Genomic DNA, 15971 nt, shown 5'->3' on the forward strand with positions numbered 1-15971 from the left:
GGGTTCCCCCTGCTCCGCCACCGCATCCTCCTCCAGTGATCACCACACAGCGCTACCACCGATTACGAGACAGAGCCGATGACCGTACAGACCCGCCCTCTGAGCTCTTCGGGCGAGGCTGTGGAGTCGCTCGCCTGCTATGGGCAGCTATCCGTTGGTTCGCGGTCCTGAATGGCTACTCGCGACACGGCCTCAGAACGCGGGAACGCCTCGTGGTCTTGGGACTGGGCGGCCAGTAGGATGACAGCCTGTTCGATGGGCCGAGGGCTACCACCAGCGCTTCGGCCTCGTCCACGTCGACTTCGCGACGCAGCGGCGGACGCCGCGGGCCTCGTACGCCTGGTATCGAGACCTGATCGCTCGACACCGTTCGGGTCCCGCTTCCTGATCGGAGGGGCGCCTGGTCGCCGCATCGGCCCGTAGGGCAGGGTGGAGGCATGGCAGGCGTGGCGAATCCGGCGGTGTGGCGCTCCGTGCGTGAGGCGGCGCTGCCGCAGGTGTTTCCGGAGAGCGAAGTCGCGGTGCTCTCGCTCCTGGGAACTCGCGCGCTGGTGGCGTACCGGGTCGATGAGGTTGAGCACGGCAGGCGGCAGGCGGCTCGCGCCGACCGGCTGGACAGCATTCCGGTATTGGAGCGCCTGCTCTGCCTCCCCGCTGGTATTCCGGTCGCGATGGCTTCTCTGTCCGACCCGGCTGGGGTTGGAGTCCTTCCGCAGGGTGCGGTCCAACGGGGCGGTGGCATGGTGACGCGTCTGGCAGTCCGGCCGCTGGCCGTGGACATCGTGGTGGTTCGGGTGGCCGGCTGGCGGAACGGGCTGGAGCGAGCGGGTCGGTTCGCACCGTTCTGCTGCCGAGCCGTCCTGGTCGACGAGGGTCCGCACATGGGAGAGGAAGGGTTCCTGGCGGAGGCGGCCTTTTACGGAATCGGCGTTCTCGTCAAAGGGTCGGAGGGAATTCGGACGGCCCTGGAGCCCGAGGCGTACAGGCCGCAGCGGTACACCGCTGCGGCCTGGCACTTCGTCGAGGAGCTGTACGCGCGGCTGCACTGAGCCGCCGGCGCGCACCTCAGTCGGCTCCAACACCGGCCGGGGCCGAGGGCGCCGGATCGAGGAGAGACCATCTCAGCAACTGCGGTTGGACCTTGAAGCCGTTCGGCTGCCGGATGGCGGCGTTGACCAACGGATACCGATTCACTGCGGAGCGGCAGCGCTCCTGCCACCATCGTTGGCGGTCGGGCCCGACCGGGACGGTCTGCAGCCTGCGAAGCCAGGACATCAGCACCGCGGTGTTGTGCTGTGCCGCCGGTTGCAGATCGCTCCGGCTTGCGAAACTGTCCAGCTCCCGACGTCCACACGCCGCGCACTCGCAGACGGGCGCGGGTGCGGCAGCGAAGCGGCGCGCGAGGGTGGTGCCGAGACACAGTGCCATCAACTCGGGGAACAGTACGGTCGGAGAGTCGCCGAACCCCGAAGCCGTCGCGGACTCGCCGGGCGGCACGACGTGCCGGAAGCGGCTGGACTCCCCGTAGGCGGCGAACGCTGCACCCCGTGCCAGTGCGCCGAATGCCGCCAGATCGGCCCGCAGCAGAGCGGTGCCCGGCACCTGGGTCAGTAGCCGGGCCAGTCCGGTGAGCGCCTCGGGAAATCCTGCCAGTGGGTCCGACTGGCCGCCGAGCATGACCGCTTTCGTGCCTGGTGCCGCGCCCACCTCCTCGACGAGACGGCCGATCAGGTCGCTACGCAGCCAACCGACATCGAGTGGAAGGGCGAGCACGATCCGAGCGTCCTTGCGGGCAGTGGTCTCGCGGACCACAGCCCGCAAGGCGGCGGTGTCACCGGCCCTGAGGTATCCGGTTGGGGTGAGAGCCGCTGTCGCGCCGACGGCGAGCTGCTCCTGAACCGCCCGGTCGAGCGGATCGTCGGCGGGCAGCTCGCCGGCCCGCTGCAGATATGGTTCGTCCGCAGTGGCGACGCCCTGCTCGTAGAGCGCAGGCTCGGCGAGGAGCACGCCTGTGTAGCCCGCGTCCCGTAGCTGGGATGCCTTCGTGAGAGCCCTCGGCCCACTGATCACGAGCCCGCTGCGGACGGGGTCGAGCTGGTCTCGTACGAATCCGACGCGGGAGCTGTCGACCTGGATCAACAGTCGGCCGGCGAGCAACTCCGGGTGGGCGGAACCGGTTCGGTCGATGATTCGCGTTCTCGGACGGCGCACGGACCTGCTGGAACGGGGGAGCGGGACTGAGGAGTCGGACATGGCCTCGCCTTCGAATCGGCGGAAACACTCGACGACGTACTCGTGACTCCAGTGTACGGAGCGGTCCGACACTTCTCGGTTCTGCCAACTGCCCCCGAGTAGCGCATGGTTGGCCGGGGCCACAGGTCACGTTGGCGAGGACGGCATCCCGTCGGGCGGGCCGGGGGCCGCGGGCCACTGCCGGTGGTCCGGCCTGGTCCACGCCGCCTTCCGGATGCAGCGGTGCGCACTGAGGGCGTGCTCAACATGTGAGGCCTGGCACGCCCGTTTCGGCGAGGATGCGCCACGGCATGGATGCCGTGGCCGGCGAGATGGGCCTGCAGCCGGTCGGCGAGGTCGGTGCGCGTTGCGGACGTCGTGGCGGAGGAGGCGGGCGCCCCAGCGAGAGGGGCTGGCCCGCCTGGGAGGGAGAGGTCGACAAGAACCGGCCGGCCGGCTCGGCCGGCAGCCCGGAGTGCTGCCACCACAGGTCGCGCCACCCGCGCACCGCTCGGGGCGGCCCTTGGGTGGAGCTGCTGAGTGAGTGTCCGGATCGCTCAGGCGATGCTCGGAAGAGGGCGCATGTCGCCCGCGAAAGGCCATGTCATCACCAAATCCGGTTGTGGTTCGGAGAATTGGGCTGCAGCTGTCCCAACGGGCAGGGTCGAAGGCCTTATTCAGCGGGTGCGGAACTCGCCACCCCGCCGGCGCTCGGGCCGGAGGGTACGGGGCGGGCGCGGAGAGCCGAGCACCCGTGCGTCCTGCAGAACCGGACTTGATCGGAAGGCGAAGCATGACTCCTGCAGCGCATCGACTGGTGCTCGACCGTATCGAATCGGCGTTCTGGGACCTTGCCGACGGCCCGTTCGCGTTCGATGTCGGCGCTCTGGGCCTGAGATTGCCGGCCGGCCGGGTGCCGCTCGACGAGATGAGGGAACTGCTTCTGAAGCCTCCGCATCCGGACGTGCTGCCGGCGGTGTGGGGTGAACTGGTCAGGAGGACCCGACAGGAGGCCGGCCGGGAGGCGTGGACGGTGGCGGCGCTCGGGGCGATCACCCCGGCACTTCGGGCGATCTGCCATCGAGTGGTCGTCACCCAGACGGATCGGGCAGATCTTCAGGCCGAGGTGGTCGCGCAGTTCCTCGTCCGGCTGGACGAGGTGGACCCGGAGAGCCCAGGACTCGTCGGCCTTCTCTTCGGAGCCGCGCGGAGTGCTGGCCAGCGGTTCCAGCGGTGCGTCATCGACGCGGATCGGACACTTGTTCCGTTCGACACCGCACCGGACCGACCGGTGGCGCACCGAGGTGGCGGCCATCCCGACATCGCCCTGGGCCGATTGCTCCGGCAAGGAGTCATCAGCGCGGAAGAAGCGGACCTGATCGGGCGGACCCGCCTGGAGGACGAGCCGCTCGCCGCGGCCGCCACCCGGCTCGACATCACCTACGCGGCGTGCCGCAAGCGTCGGCGTCGCGCCGAGCGGCGCATCGTCGAGCACTACGCGCGCACCGGGCTGTTATCGGCCGAACGGGCGCGGGAGCTGATGACCGGAGGTCTCGAATGCCTGACCGGAGCCGGGGCGGAAGCTCGTCCGCCCGCCATGGCTGCCTGAACGAACGGCTGAGTAGAGGAGAGTTGATGACAATGACGTATCCGGCCTCCGTCCTGAAAGCGGTGGCCGCAGCCATCAGCGGGCCCGATGCCTGGGTGGGACCCCTGTGCCTGGACGGTGCGGCTGTTCATCCAGCCCTGCCGCAGGGCAGGCTGTCACTCACCGAGTTGAGGCCGCTGCTGCTCCTGCCCGAAGCGCCCGCCGGGGCCCGGGACGCGGTGTGGTCGGAACTGGTGTTCCACGCCCAGCGCCATGGCCCCGACTGGGAGTTGGGTGCTGTCTGGATGATGTCACCCGGCCTGCGCAAGGCGGCGTGGCGGGTCGTGAACAACAGCTGGGTGCCGTACGCCGACATCGAGGCAGAGGTCGTCGAGGGGTTCCTGAGGGAACTCCGGGGTGTGGATGTCGAATCGCCGGCGATTGCCGGACGGCTGTGGTGGGCCGGGTACCGCCAGGGGCTGCGGGCACGTGACGCCTACCGCACCACGGCCGCGAGGTCGGAGATTTCGGAACCGGCGTGGCTGGGGCGTCGCAGGGGATTCGGAGGCCATCCGGACCAGGTGCTGGAACGGGCTGTGCGGGCCGGGGCCATCACTGGGGACGAGGCCGAGCTGATCGGCCGTACTCGGTTGGAGGACGGTGGTCTTGCCGAGGCCGCATTCCGTCTCGATCTCGGCTTTCAGGCCTGCCGGGCTCGACGGGCTGCCGCTGAGGAGCGTCTTGCGCGCTTCCTGGTGGTGTCCGAGCCCAGGATCGACTTCACTCCCGGAGACCCGGGAGCGGCATGCGGGAAGGCGGCGTGAGATGGAGGCGCGAGTGCTTGGTCACGGCGAGTCGACCGTCGATGATCCGGCGCGGCGTGTGCGGTGCCATTGCCGCGTGGACGAGATGGTGTCGAGCTCGTGGGCGGTGGGCGAGGATCTGGGCCGGCTCCTGCTCGCCGGGCCCGTCGATCGCTCCGAGCCCGCTCTCCTGTGCAGTCCGACCGCCCGTCCGCTGGGCCTTGCCACTGGATTGACGACCGGGCGCTGCCGGAACTGCTTCGCCCGCCTCCGCCGTCTGCGTCACCACGCGTCGTGGTGACGGCACACCTCATCACGCCGTGGGCCGCGCGCCTCGCGCGGCCCACGGGCTGGGAGCCGTACATGGACATCCTCGACCGCTACCGGCACGGCCCTTGGGCACCGATCGCCGGCCGGCAACCCGACAGGACGGTGATCCTCGCCGTCCGTGCACTTCTGACCGATTCGCTGAACGGAATCGCCGAAGACCTCCTGCCCGGCGAGTTCGCCCTCCCCGACACCATCGGTGCGGTGGTCGCCGACGGCGGGAACCGAGGTCGCCGCCGACCGGCGGTCTACGTACGTGCCGACCAACCGAGCGACTTGCGGGCCGATCTCTGGGGGTTCTGTACGGCCCTGGCCGTACTCGTCTGCGAGGAGCAGATGCCACTCGCCCCCGGGGAGTGCCTCTTGATCGGGAACGAGCGGACACCCGTTCGGGGCAGGGGCGCCGCGTTCCTCGGCGCACTGATTCTGCAGCGTCTCGGGCGACGGTCCGGTTCCTGCGGCTTCACGGTCTATCAGTGGGGAGAGGAGACCGAACTCCCACGCGCCGCTGCATGACTGCGTCGTCCCCCGCCCGAACCGGCCGGTGACACGGCATCCCGTAGCACACCGGATGCTCCCCGGTGGTAGAAGTCACGGGCCGCGGACGCCTCGTCGGTGCGTCCGCGTACTGTGGTGTCGGGCGGAGGGGAGGGCAGCTGGTTGCGCAGGGTCCCGCCGGAGATGTTCCGGTTCACGACGGGGGAGAAGGCCGAACTCTACGGCGCGATTCTCCAGGCGTTCGGAGCGGCCAACGAGCGGTTGGAGACCGCGCTCGGGCTGGATGACGTCCGCACGCGGTTGCGGACGGTCGGCTGGCTCGACGCGGTGCACGACGACGAGCTCCAGGAGGCGCTGCGCAAGCTCAGGGAGTGGCAGCTACTGGACGTCGTCCAGAACCATGCGGAGAACTACCGCACCGCCGAGGAGTACGAGCGCCGCAACCTCCAGTACTCGCTGACCCGACGCGGCGAGGCCGCGTTCGCCGGGGTCGAGCACGCCCTCTCCGTGCTCGCCTCGACCGGGGCGCTCCAGACGGCGGTGCTGGAAGCGATCACGGACCGGCTCGACGAGCTGTACCTCCTGACGGGCGATGGCGCCTCCTCGGACCGCCGGGTGTTCACGACACTGCAGGAGCTGGAGGGGCACCTGGAGGCGCTGCTGGCCAACACCAAGGCGTTCAACGGAGAGTTGCAGCGCCTCCTGCGGGCGGAAGGCGCGGACCTGGCGACCTTCCGCGAGGTGAAGGCCGCGACGGTGGCTTATCTCCAGGAGTTCCTGGTCAACCTCGACCAGCGGGGGCAGACGGTGGCCTCCGCCGTGGAGCGGGTCGAGCAGCGCGGAGTGGGCCTGCTGCACGAGCGGGCGCTACGGGGCGCCGAGCTGCCGCCGGTCGCCGACGGCGATCCTGCGCCGGCCTGGTTGGAGCGGCGGCGGGCGCGCTGGGAGGGGCTCCAGGCCTGGTTCCGGCCGGCGGACGGGTCCCGACCGCGTGTGGAGCAACTGCACGACGTGGCGCGCCGGGCGATCGTGACGCTCCTCCAGGTCCTCGACCGGATCACCGAGTCACGGCGCCGTTCGTCCAGCGCCGTCCAGGACTTCCGGGAGCTGGCCCGCTGGTTCGCCGCGGCGCCCGGCGAGGACGACCTGCACCGACTGTGGTCGGCCGCCTTCGGGCTCGGCCCGGCGCGCCACGCCCATCTCTCGCACCCCGACCCGGAGCTGGTTCCTTCCTCGGACACCTGGGCCGAGGCTCCGCCGGTGGAGGTGTCGGCCCTGCTGCGCACCAGCGGCCGGACCGAGAGGTTCACCCGTACCGGCAGGGTGCGCGACATCGGCGGCCTCAAGGCGGCCCGGGCCGAGCGGGCCAGGAAGGAGCGGGCCGAGCTCGAGGCCGCCTGGGCCGTCCTGGACACCGACGGCCCGGTGCGGCTCTCCGGCTTCGGCACGCTGGACCACACCGTCTTCGAGCGGCTGCTCGACCTCCTCGGCCGGGCGTTGGCGGTACGACCGGACGGCGGCGGAACGCGTCGGGCGGTCACGTCGGACGGCCGGGTCGAGATCGTGCTCCGGCCGCTGTCCGACGGTACCCGGGCCGTTCTGCAGACCTCCCGGGGGCGGCTGGAAGGGCCTGACTACCTGATCGAGGTCCGCGGCCCGGGGAGCGAACGGGCGATCCACTGGGGGGAGGCAGGATGAGTACGCTCGCCAACCAACTGGTCCTGGCCGAGCGGCAGGACATCGCCCGAGGCATCAGACTGCTCCTCGGCCGCCCGTTGATCACCGAGCGTGGCGATCGGCCGGCCTTCGAGCTGATCCGCCGTCGACAGGACCCGCTGACGAAGTGGTTCGACTACAACTGCGGCTGGCAGCTGGTGGTGGAGCCGCGCCTGGGGTACGCGCGCCTCCTCAAGATCCGGGAGGTCCCGGACGCCTCGCGTCCGGCGCGTCGGCTGCGGTCCGGCAAGGCCCCGTTCGACCGCCGCCGCTACACACTGTTGTGTGTCGTCGCGGCCGAACTGCTCCCGATCCCGGTGACGACGGTCGGGCTGCTCGCCGACCGGGTGGTCCAGGCCTGCGCCGGCGACGAGGGATTGCCGCCCTTCGACACGGCGGGCAAGTCCGAGCGCATGGCCTTCGTGGACGTCCTCAAGCTGCTGGAGTCCTACGGCGCACTCCTCACCGTGGACGGAGCCACGGAGAGCTTCGTCGACTCGGCGAAGGCCAAAGTCCTCTACCGGGTGGACGCCACTGTCCTGATCCGCCTGCTCGCCGCGCCCGTCGGGCCGTCCCGGCTGGCCCTGCCCGCGGAGGACGTACCGCTGCGCTTCGAGGAACTCCTGCGGGGCACGGTGCGCGAGAGCCGCTACGGCGGCGCCGAGGCCTCCGACGCGCAGCGCAACCTGCGGCTGCGGCACTCGGTACTGCGTCGGCTCCTGGACGATCCCGTGCTCCACCACGACGAGCTGTCCGCCGACGAACTGGCCTACCTCGGCTCGCCGACCGGCCATCAGATCGTTCGGCGCGCCGCTGAGCAGGGCGGCTTCGAACTGGAGGAACGGGCCGACGGCCTGCTTCTCGTCGACCCGGACGGGATCGCCACCGACAGCCGCTTCCCGGACGACTCCGCGACGGCCCGCGTCGCCGCCCTGCTCCTGCTGGAGCCGCTGACGGCCGCACCGGACGGGCTGACACCGGAACAGCTCGCCGTCGAGGCCGCTGAACTCCTGCGGCGCTTCCCGCAGTGGGCGAAGAGCTACCAGTCGGAGGACGGCGCCCAGCGCCTCACCGCCGATGCCGTTCGGGTCCTCGGAGAGTTCGGCCTGGCCCGCAGGGTCGGCGACCGCACCGTTCCCCGGCCCGCCGCGTTCCGGTACCGGCCCACCGTGGCCGAAGGCCCCGCAACCTGATCAGGGAAGTGCTCGGATGACTGTGACACGGCTCCCGCAACGCTCGGCGTTCCCGCCGGCGGCCGCAGTGGTGCGATGGAGGCCCTCCCGGGCCGGCATCCTCAACGTCTGGCGCTACTACGACGAGACGTTCACCTTCCACGAGGGGCGGCTGCTCCTGCGCGGGCAGAACGGCACCGGCAAGTCCAAGGCGCTGGAGGTGCTCCTGCCGTTCCTGCTCGACGCCAGCCTTCGCCCCAACCGGCTGTCCACCTTCGGCGGTTCCGAGCGCACCATGCACTGGAACCTGATGGGCGAGGGCACCTCGGGCAAGACCAGGGTCGGGTACGTGTGGCTGGAGTTCGTCCGCGACGGCGGCGGCCCCGGCTGGTTCACCTGCGGCGCCCGGCTCCAGGCCAGCATGCACACCACCGGTGTCAGCGTCGACTACTTCACCACCGGCGCGCGGATCGACCGCCCCGGTGGCCTCGCTCTGGTCAACGAGGCGGGTCAGCCGCTCACCCGGGCCGCCCTGGCCGAAGCCTTGGAAGGTCGCGCCGAGCCGCACGGCCGGGGTGAACTGCACGGATCGCCCACCGACTACCGCAACGCGGTCCGGAGCACGCTCTTCCCCGGATTGAGCGAGCAACGCTACGACGCCCTGATCACCGCGCTGCTCCAGCTCCGCACTCCCAAACTCTCCGAGCGCCTCGACCCCTCGCTGCTGTCCTCCCTCCTCTCGCGGGCCCTGCCCCCGCTCGGCGAGGGCGAGATCACCGAACTGGCCGAGGGCTTCGAGCGCCTCGACCGCCAGCGCGAACACCTGAAGACGCTGGACGACGAGGTGGCCGCAGCCACCACCGTCGCGCACCAGCAACGCGGCTATGCCCAGCGCGTCCTGCGCGCCGGGGCGGCGGTGCTCATCTCCGCGACGACCGAGATGGACAACCTCGCCCGGATCGCCAGGGAGAGCGAGGAGGCGCACGGCGAGGCCCTGCTCCGGCGCGAGGAGCGCAGAACGGTGCAGGAGGAGCTCGAACACCGACGACAGGAGATCGACGGTACCCTCGAGGGCCTGCTCGGCTCCGAGACCTACCGGCAGGGACAGGAACTCGACCGACTCCGCAGCCGGGCCGACCACGCCGTCCGCAACGCCGACCGTGCCCGCGCCGCCGCCGACCGGAAGGCCGGCACGGCCGCCGAGGACGCCGGGCGTGCCGACGATGCCCGGGCCCGCTCCGAGCGGCGGGCCGAACTCACCCGCACCGCCGGCGAGGAGGCGCGGGAGGCGGCCCGGCGAGCGGCCATGGACTCCGTCTGTGCCGAGGTCCGGTCGCTGCTCGCCGCCGCACCGGGATCTCCGGGGGACACCGACGAGCAAGGGCGCACCGCGCGACGCCTGTTGCGCGGTGCCGTCGTCTCCCGGCACGGCCGGATCGCCGAGGTCCTCGCCGTCGTCGAACGCCACGAGCGTGCCCTCGCGCACCGTACGACGGCGGAGCAGCACCTCGACACGGTGCGCGAACGGCTGGCCGACGCGACCGCGCGGCGCGAGGGGAACGCCCACGCCTACGACACCGTCGTCGACGCCCAGGCGGAGGCGCTGCGCCGCTGGGCCACGGCCGACTGCACCCAGCTGTCCATCGCAGACGTCGAGGAACTCGCGTCCCGTGCCGCCGTCGAGGCCGACGTCCTCGCTTTGGTCGAGGCCGCCGCCCGGGCGGCGGAGAGCTCCGTCACCGCCGACGAGACGACCGCCCGCGCCGGCCGGGACGACGCCCGCGCCCGCCGCGACCTGGTCGTCGGGGAGTTGGAACGCACCACGGCCGCGGCCGATCTGCCGCCGGCGCCACCCCGCACCCGCGCCGCCGACCGGTCGGTCCTGCCGGGGGCACCGTTGTGGCGCCTGCTGGCCTTCCGTCCGGACGTGCCGCCCGGCGACCAGGCGGGCATCGAAGCGGCCCTGGAAGCGGCCGGCCTGCTCGACGCCTGGATGACCCCCGACGGCGGTCTTGCCGTTGCCGGACACGACACGCTGGCGGACCCGGTGGCGGCCGTTCCCGCGACGGGGTCCTCGCTGCTCGACGTCCTCGCTCCGGAACCCGACGGTCCCGTGCCGCCTGGCCTGGTCCAGCGGCTGCTGGCGGGTATCGCCTACGGCCCCGTGCTCCCGGACGGACACCCGGCCGCCGTGGCCGCCGACGGAAGCTGGCGGCTGGCGCCGGCGGTCGGCTCCTGGGGCAAGCAGGAGTCCAGCCACATCGGGGCCGTGGCCCGGGAACGCGCCCGACACCGGCGGATCGCGGAACTCACCGCCGAACTGGCCGCTGCCGACGCCGTCGTCACCGGCTTCGAGACGCAGCTGCACGTCCTGGCCGACCGCCGGACCCGCCTCGGCGCCGACCTCCGCTCCCGGCCGGACCACCGGGGGGTGGAGCAGGCCAGGCGCCTCTGGGAACGGTCCGAGTCCGAGGTGGGCGCCCGTGAGGACGCCGTGCGCGACGCCGTCGAACGGCTGGCGCGCCAGGAGGACGCGGTCGCGGACGAGCTGCGCGCACTCGCCGTCGCCTCGGCCGAGCACGCCCTGCCGACCGAACGCGCCGCCCTGGACGCGACCGCGAGGGCCGTCGACGCGCTCCGCGAACAGGCCGACGGCTGGCTCGACGCCCACCTCGCCTGGGCGGCCGCCCAGCTGGCCTGGGACGCCGCCCGAAGCCACGCCGACGCGTCCCGTGCCGCCGCAGCCGAGAGCCTGGCCGAGGCCGAGGACGCGGAGGCCACGGCCCGGGGGCTCCGGTCCGCGCTCCAGGCCGTCGAGGACACCATCGGAGAGGAGTACCGTCAGGTGGCCGCCCGGATCGGCGACTGCCGGAGGACGCTCGACCGGACCCGGCGTGAGATCGACACCGGTACCCGGGAACTCCTGGAACTCGAAGGCCGGATCGGCGCACTGGGCGCCACCACCGCCCAGGACGCCGCCCGGCGCGACGACGCCGTGGCGGCCCGGAACGAGGCCGCTCGTGGCTTCCGCCGCCTCTGCGCGCTGGGGTTCCCCGAGGACGCCGGTCTCGGGCTCGCCCTCACGCCGGCGGACGGCACCCGTGCCACCCTCGAAGCGGCGCGCGAGACCGCCGCCGCTTGGCCCAACCTGCCCCACGGCACCAGGAACCTCGGCGATTCCCTGAACCGGCTCTCCGAGGCCGTCCACCGGGCCCGCCAGAGTCTCAGCAGTCGCGCCGACCTCGAACTCGAGGCCGAGGAGGACATCCACGCCCTCACCGCCACCGTCGACGGCGTGCGCGTCGGCGCGACCGGGCTCCTCGCCATCGTCACCGCCGACCGGGACCGTAGCCAGGAGGACATCACCGCCGCCGAACGCGGCCTGTTCGACCGGACCCTCACCGGTGACACCCGCCGCCACCTCGCCTCCCGGATCCGCCAGGCCGGCGAACTCGTCGAGCGGATGAACGGCCACCTCGAACGGGTCCGTACCGCCTCACGGGTGGCCGTCCGTCTGGTGTGGCAGGTCCACCCCGACCTGCCTGCCGGTACCCGGACGGCCCGGGAGCTGCTCCTCAAGGACCCGGCCCGGATCACGGACACCGACCGCGAGGCCCTGCACGCCTTCTTCCGGGGCCGCATCGAGGAGGCCAAGACCCGTAACACGGCGGCGACCTGGGAGGAACAGCTCGCCGAGGTCCTGGACTACACGGCCTGGCACCAGTTCGTCGTCAAGCTGGACCGTGCCGACGGCTCCGGGTGGCAACTGCTGACGAAGAAGCTCCACGGCGCGCTGTCGGGAGGCGAGAAGGCCATCGCCCTCCACCTGCCGCTGTTCGCCGCGGTGGCCGCCCACTACGAGGCGGTGCCGGAGTCCCCACGGCTGATCCTGCTCGACGAGGTCTTCGTCGGCGTCGACACCGTCAACCGCGGGCAGGTCTTCGGCCTCCTCGCGGCGCTCGACCTCGACCTGGTGCTCACCTCCGACCACGAGTGGTGCACCTACCGGGAACTCTCCGGCATCGCCGTCCACCAGCTGATCACCGGAGGCGACGGCGACGACGCCGTCACCAGCGCGCGGTTCACCTGGACGGGAACCGATCTGCGGCCCGACGGAACCGAGACGGCAGAACCGGCATGACGGATCGCCACCCCCTCGACCTCCCCGAGCTCCGGCCGCTCTGGTCGGCGGTCCATGACCGGCTCTCGACCGGCCGGCCCGTCAGTCGGGTGCGGTCCGGCCCGCTCGATGAGGCGGGCCGGGAGGCGCTGGCCGATCTCCTGGGACTCGATCGACTCCCGGGTACCGAACCGACGATTCCCCTGGCCGGCCTCGACGGCGCTGTCCTGGACGCCTGCGGTCGGTCCCTCCGGGACGTGGTGACCGCGATCCTCGGCCCGATCCACGACCGGGCCGCCGAGCGCGCCCGCAAGGCCGGCCAACGCGACGCCGTGTGGGGGTGGTTGGCCGGCCACAGCATGGTCACCGCCCAGCCCGCCCTCCTGGAATGGGTCGGCCACCTTCGGACGAACGGGCTCGTCGACGGCTCACCCGATCGGACCCGGGCCCTACTGACCGCCGCGCTGACCGTCCTCGCCGCACTCCCGGCCGACGGCGAGCCGCTTCCGGTCCTCGCCGCCCGCCTCCTCGACGGCGACTCCCACGCCCTCGACGACGGGACCCCGGTGTCCGGCCTCGTCCTGCGCGCCCTGGCAGTGCTCCACGGCACCGACCTGCCCGACAGTGCCGAGGCCCGGCGAGCCGTCTGGAGCGGGGCCGGCGTGGCCGACGACCAGCTCTCCGCCACCGTGCTCGCCGTCGGCCTGCGCCTCGACGGCGACGGCCCGGTCGCGGAGGTCACCCGGATCTGTGCCGACGCGGGCCACCCCGTCAGCCTCACCCTCGCCCAACTCCGCTCACCCGGCGGACTCGCCGTGCCCGCCCGGCCGGTGCACATCACCGAGAACCCCAGCGTGCTCGCCCTGGCCCTGCGCCGCTTCGGCCGCCACTGCCCGCCGCTGGTCTGCACCGCAGGCTGGCCCAACACCGCTGTGATCCACCTGCTGCGCCGACTCGCCGAGGACGGTGCCTCCCTTCGCTACCACGGCGACTTCGACGGCGAGGGCATCCGCATTGCGGCTCACGTCATGGCCAAGACCGACGCCGCCCCCTGGCGGATGGCAGTCGGCGACTACCGGGCCGCCGCACCCCGGGTTCCCACGGGCCCCGACCCCGGCCGCCTCACACCGGCGCCCTGGGACGGGGAACTCGTCGATGCCATGGCGGCACTGCGTACCGCGGTGGTCGAGGAGGTGGTCGCCGATCTCCTCCTCGATGACTTGGCGGAACACCGTCTCGGATAGAACGAGAGACTGTTCGACGGGTCGACGGCTGCCACCAGCGCTTCGGTCTCGTCCACGTCGACTTCGCGATGCAGCGGCGGACGCCGCGGGCCTCGTACGCCTGGTACCGGGAGCTGATCGCGGCCCATCGGGCTCGCCGCGCCGAGTAGTTGCGATGTGAAGAGGCCTCCGGCGGGGGCGGGGGCGTCGGTCAGTCGACGCCCTCGATGATGCGGAAGTCGCGTGCGAAGCCGGTGGGGAGGGCTGCCAGTGCCGTGCGGTAGGCCTCGCTCTCGTAGGCCGCGACGGCCAGGTCGAAGCTGTCGAACTCGATCAGGACGGCGCGCTGGGTGAGGCCGGCCTCGTGGGCGAGGACTCGGCTGCCGCGGGACAGGAGGCGCCCGCCGGCGGCCCGGACGGCCGGACCGGCCAGTTCGTCGTAGGGGGTCAGCCCCTCGGGGTCGGAAGCGGCGGGGTAGACGCTCACCCAGTAACCCTTGGCCATGGAGGACCTCCTGTGGTCAGACTCATAAAGCATTCATATAAATCTTGTATGCTTCTCGCATGAGCCGTCAAGACGCTGCCCCTGGTGCTTCCGCCGCGATCGGGGCGGCCCTCTACGGGCTGGCCACCAGGGCCGTGCGGCGCCTTCCGCGCGACATGAGCATCACGTCCGCCGCCACACTGGCCACCCTGCACCGGACCGGCCCGCGGCGCATCACCGAGCTGGCCAGGGCCGAGGGCGTCACCCAGCCCGCGATGACCGTGCTGGTCCGGGTGATGGAGGAGTCCGGGCTGGTCGAGCGGGGGGGCGACCCGTCCGACCGGCGGGTCACCCTGGTGTCCCTGACCGAGGCCGGCGCGTCGTACGTGCGGACGCGGCAGCGGGCGGGCGTCGATGCGTTCGCGCGGCTGGTCGACGAACTGGCCGACGACGAGGTGGAGGCCCTGGTGGCGGCGCTCCCGGCGCTGGCGCACCTCGCGGAGCTCGAAGGCCGGGACCGCGAAGGGTCGGGGTGAACGGTCGGAGGCGCTCCTCCCCGCACCGGGGAGGAGCGCCTCGGCATGACGGGCCGACGGATCAGGTGCCGCTCCACCACAGCCGGTCGGAGTTGCAGTTGATCATGTTCGGCAGCGGCGCGTAGACGACCAGGTTGCCGTCGGTCTGGAAACACAGGTAGAGGTAGTGCCCCGTGTTGCCGCCGGTCCGCGAGTTCCAGAGCCACTGGGTGCCCTGGTAGACGACGAAGTTGCCGTCCTCCTGCATGATGGCGTAGGCGCCCGGGAAGCCCTCGGTCTGGCTGTTCCACAGCGGCTGACCGGTGTTGTTGTAGATGACGAGGTTGCCGTCGTACTGCATGACCAGTTGGTACGCGGCGACGCAGACCCGTTCGCCGGACGGGATCTTCGTGCCGCCCCGGAAGATCTGGTTGGTCGGCGAGCCGGCGGCGCAGGGCCGCCAGGCGTCGGTCGGGCGGGTGGCGGAGGTCGGGGCGGCGTTGGCCGCGGTCGGGGCCAGGAGGCCGGCGACGACGGCAGCCGTCGCGAGCGTGGTGGTGAGGGCCTTGCGGAGACGCATCGTGTGCCTTTCGTGTCGGTGGGACGGGTCGACGTTCGGGCAGTGCTCGGCGCGAGGAGACGGACCCGCCACTGATGTCAGGTGCAGGCCGCCCGGAAGCGTAGTGCCGAGCGCTGGGGTCGGAGTAGAGGCGTGCGACGGCTCGTCGGAGGTCGTGCCCCCGGGGCGACCCGACGGGCACGCACCCCGCCGGCCGGCCGGCCGCCGCGGGCGTGGGCCGGCAGCCGTCCCGCACGCGCTCGTCCGGGGGCGCGGCCGGCCCCCCGAACCGGCGTTCGCCTGGGGGTTCGCGTCAACTCGCGCGTCCGGGCGGGGACTCGGCGGCCCGACTGCGCCGGGACGGCTCCGGAACGGGGACTTCTCCGGTACGGTGACGAGGTCGTGCGTCCGTGCGCTGTCGATACCGGTCGCTGCCAGGGCGTTCGCGCGACCTTCGACCGAAGAGGGGTGCCGCCGATGGTGTCGGACCAGGCCGTGATCGGCTGTCCGGGGGTGCTGGTGATCGGCACCCGGGGAGCCGCCGGGCCTGGTGAGGTGCTGGTGCGGATCAGGGGCGGTTCGGAGACGTTCCTCGCCTGGTCGGAGGAGCCCCTGCCGGTGGGGGCGGCCGTCCTGGTGATCGAATCGCGCGGCAGCCGTCAGGTCGACGTCATCGAGTGGACCGACCCGACCGAGAACTCGTGGGCAGACCGTGCCGACGACACCCGCTGAGG

The 15971-nt window shown here is 72.2% G+C and carries 13 protein-coding genes and 2 pseudogenes; 12 read left to right on the top strand and 3 right to left on the bottom strand.

Going from position 1 to position 15971, the window contains the following annotated elements; genetic code table 11:
• Positions 1–256: 256 nt before the first annotated feature.
• A pseudogene (locus tag AB0O91_RS38870) lies at positions 257–388 on the top strand (family 1 glycosylhydrolase); the annotation flags it as partial.
• Between the two features lie 49 nt (positions 389–437).
• Positions 438–1049: a hypothetical protein gene (locus AB0O91_RS38875; protein WP_363443518.1), complete on the top strand. Its 612-nt coding sequence runs from the start codon at positions 438–440 to the stop codon at positions 1047–1049.
• A 16-nt stretch (positions 1050–1065) separates the two neighbouring features.
• Here the strand turns inward: AB0O91_RS38875 and AB0O91_RS38880 are convergent, their stop codons facing one another.
• A complete protein-coding gene (locus AB0O91_RS38880) occupies positions 1066–2007 on the bottom strand; it encodes a hypothetical protein (RefSeq protein ID WP_363443520.1) in 942 nt (313 codons plus the stop codon).
• A 1018-nt stretch (positions 2008–3025) separates the two neighbouring features.
• Between AB0O91_RS38880 and AB0O91_RS38885 the strand changes: the two genes are divergently transcribed.
• From AB0O91_RS38885 to AB0O91_RS38920, 8 genes and pseudogenes are all read left to right on the top strand, one after another.
• On the top strand, positions 3026–3841 hold the full coding sequence (locus AB0O91_RS38885) for a hypothetical protein (RefSeq protein ID WP_363443522.1): 816 nt from the start codon (positions 3026–3028) through the stop codon (positions 3839–3841).
• Between the two features lie 26 nt (positions 3842–3867).
• Positions 3868–4644, top strand: coding sequence for a hypothetical protein (locus AB0O91_RS38890; RefSeq protein ID WP_363443524.1), 777 nt, complete (start codon positions 3868–3870; stop codon positions 4642–4644).
• 342 nt (positions 4645–4986) lie between these two features.
• Positions 4987–5466, top strand: a complete 480-nt coding sequence (locus AB0O91_RS38895; protein ID WP_363443526.1) for a hypothetical protein — start codon at positions 4987–4989, stop codon at positions 5464–5466.
• 165 nt (positions 5467–5631) lie between these two features.
• Positions 5632–7146, top strand: a complete 1515-nt coding sequence (locus AB0O91_RS38900) for a TIGR02677 family protein (protein ID WP_363443570.1) — start codon at positions 5632–5634, stop codon at positions 7144–7146.
• Positions 7143–8357 (top strand): TIGR02678 family protein, encoded by a 1215-nt coding sequence (locus AB0O91_RS38905; RefSeq protein ID WP_363443528.1) that lies wholly within the window; start codon positions 7143–7145, stop codon positions 8355–8357. The genes AB0O91_RS38900 and AB0O91_RS38905 overlap by 4 nt, the downstream gene beginning before the upstream one ends.
• 16 nt (positions 8358–8373) lie before the next feature.
• On the top strand, positions 8374–12477 hold the full coding sequence (locus AB0O91_RS38910; RefSeq protein ID WP_363443530.1) for a TIGR02680 family protein: 4104 nt from the start codon (positions 8374–8376) through the stop codon (positions 12475–12477).
• Positions 12474–13700, top strand: coding sequence for a TIGR02679 family protein (locus tag AB0O91_RS38915; RefSeq protein ID WP_363443532.1), 1227 nt, complete (start codon positions 12474–12476; stop codon positions 13698–13700). The genes AB0O91_RS38910 and AB0O91_RS38915 overlap by 4 nt, the downstream gene beginning before the upstream one ends.
• A gap of 23 nt (positions 13701–13723) precedes the next feature.
• Positions 13724–13849, top strand: a pseudogene (locus AB0O91_RS38920) (family 1 glycosylhydrolase); the annotation flags it as partial.
• Between the two features lie 41 nt (positions 13850–13890).
• Here AB0O91_RS38920 and AB0O91_RS38925 read toward each other — a convergent pair.
• Positions 13891–14184, bottom strand: a complete 294-nt coding sequence (locus AB0O91_RS38925; RefSeq protein ID WP_363443534.1) for a DUF1330 domain-containing protein — start codon at positions 14182–14184, stop codon at positions 13891–13893.
• 59 nt (positions 14185–14243) lie between these two features.
• Between AB0O91_RS38925 and AB0O91_RS38930 the strand changes: the two genes are divergently transcribed.
• Positions 14244–14699, top strand: a complete 456-nt coding sequence (locus AB0O91_RS38930) for a MarR family transcriptional regulator (RefSeq protein WP_363443536.1) — start codon at positions 14244–14246, stop codon at positions 14697–14699.
• A 61-nt stretch (positions 14700–14760) separates the two neighbouring features.
• Here AB0O91_RS38930 and AB0O91_RS38935 read toward each other — a convergent pair whose 3' ends face one another.
• Entirely contained in the window at positions 14761–15258 is a 498-nt protein-coding gene (locus AB0O91_RS38935; RefSeq protein ID WP_363443538.1) for a hypothetical protein, read from the bottom strand.
• 456 nt (positions 15259–15714) lie between these two features.
• On the opposite strand from AB0O91_RS38935, the gene AB0O91_RS38940 reads away from it, so the two are divergent.
• Positions 15715–15969, top strand: a complete 255-nt coding sequence (locus AB0O91_RS38940; RefSeq protein ID WP_363443540.1) for a hypothetical protein — start codon at positions 15715–15717, stop codon at positions 15967–15969.
• Positions 15970–15971: the final 2 nt, after the last annotated feature.

This window comes from Kitasatospora sp. NPDC089797, from assembly GCF_040684795.1.
Classification (GTDB): Bacteria; Actinomycetota; Actinomycetes; order Streptomycetales; family Streptomycetaceae; genus Kitasatospora.

Coding starts and splice junctions, on each gene's coding strand:
- AB0O91_RS38885 (WP_363443522.1), top strand. CDS start 3,026: ATGACTCCTGCAGCGCATCGACTGGTGCTCGACCGTATCGAATCGGCG.
- AB0O91_RS38940 (WP_363443540.1), top strand. CDS start 15,715: ATGGTGTCGGACCAGGCCGTGATCGGCTGTCCGGGGGTGCTGGTGATC.
- AB0O91_RS38900 (WP_363443570.1), top strand. CDS start 5,632: ATGTTCCGGTTCACGACGGGGGAGAAGGCCGAACTCTACGGCGCGATT.
- AB0O91_RS38930 (WP_363443536.1), top strand. CDS start 14,244: ATGAGCCGTCAAGACGCTGCCCCTGGTGCTTCCGCCGCGATCGGGGCG.
- AB0O91_RS38910 (WP_363443530.1), top strand. CDS start 8,374: ATGACTGTGACACGGCTCCCGCAACGCTCGGCGTTCCCGCCGGCGGCC.
- AB0O91_RS38915 (WP_363443532.1), top strand. CDS start 12,474: ATGACGGATCGCCACCCCCTCGACCTCCCCGAGCTCCGGCCGCTCTGG.
- AB0O91_RS38890 (WP_363443524.1), top strand. CDS start 3,868: ATGACAATGACGTATCCGGCCTCCGTCCTGAAAGCGGTGGCCGCAGCC.
- AB0O91_RS38935 (WP_363443538.1), bottom strand. CDS start 15,258: ATGCGTCTCCGCAAGGCCCTCACCACCACGCTCGCGACGGCTGCCGTC.
- AB0O91_RS38895 (WP_363443526.1), top strand. CDS start 4,987: ATGGACATCCTCGACCGCTACCGGCACGGCCCTTGGGCACCGATCGCC.
- AB0O91_RS38905 (WP_363443528.1), top strand. CDS start 7,143: ATGAGTACGCTCGCCAACCAACTGGTCCTGGCCGAGCGGCAGGACATC.
- AB0O91_RS38875 (WP_363443518.1), top strand. CDS start 438: ATGGCAGGCGTGGCGAATCCGGCGGTGTGGCGCTCCGTGCGTGAGGCG.
- AB0O91_RS38925 (WP_363443534.1), bottom strand. CDS start 14,184: ATGGCCAAGGGTTACTGGGTGAGCGTCTACCCCGCCGCTTCCGACCCC.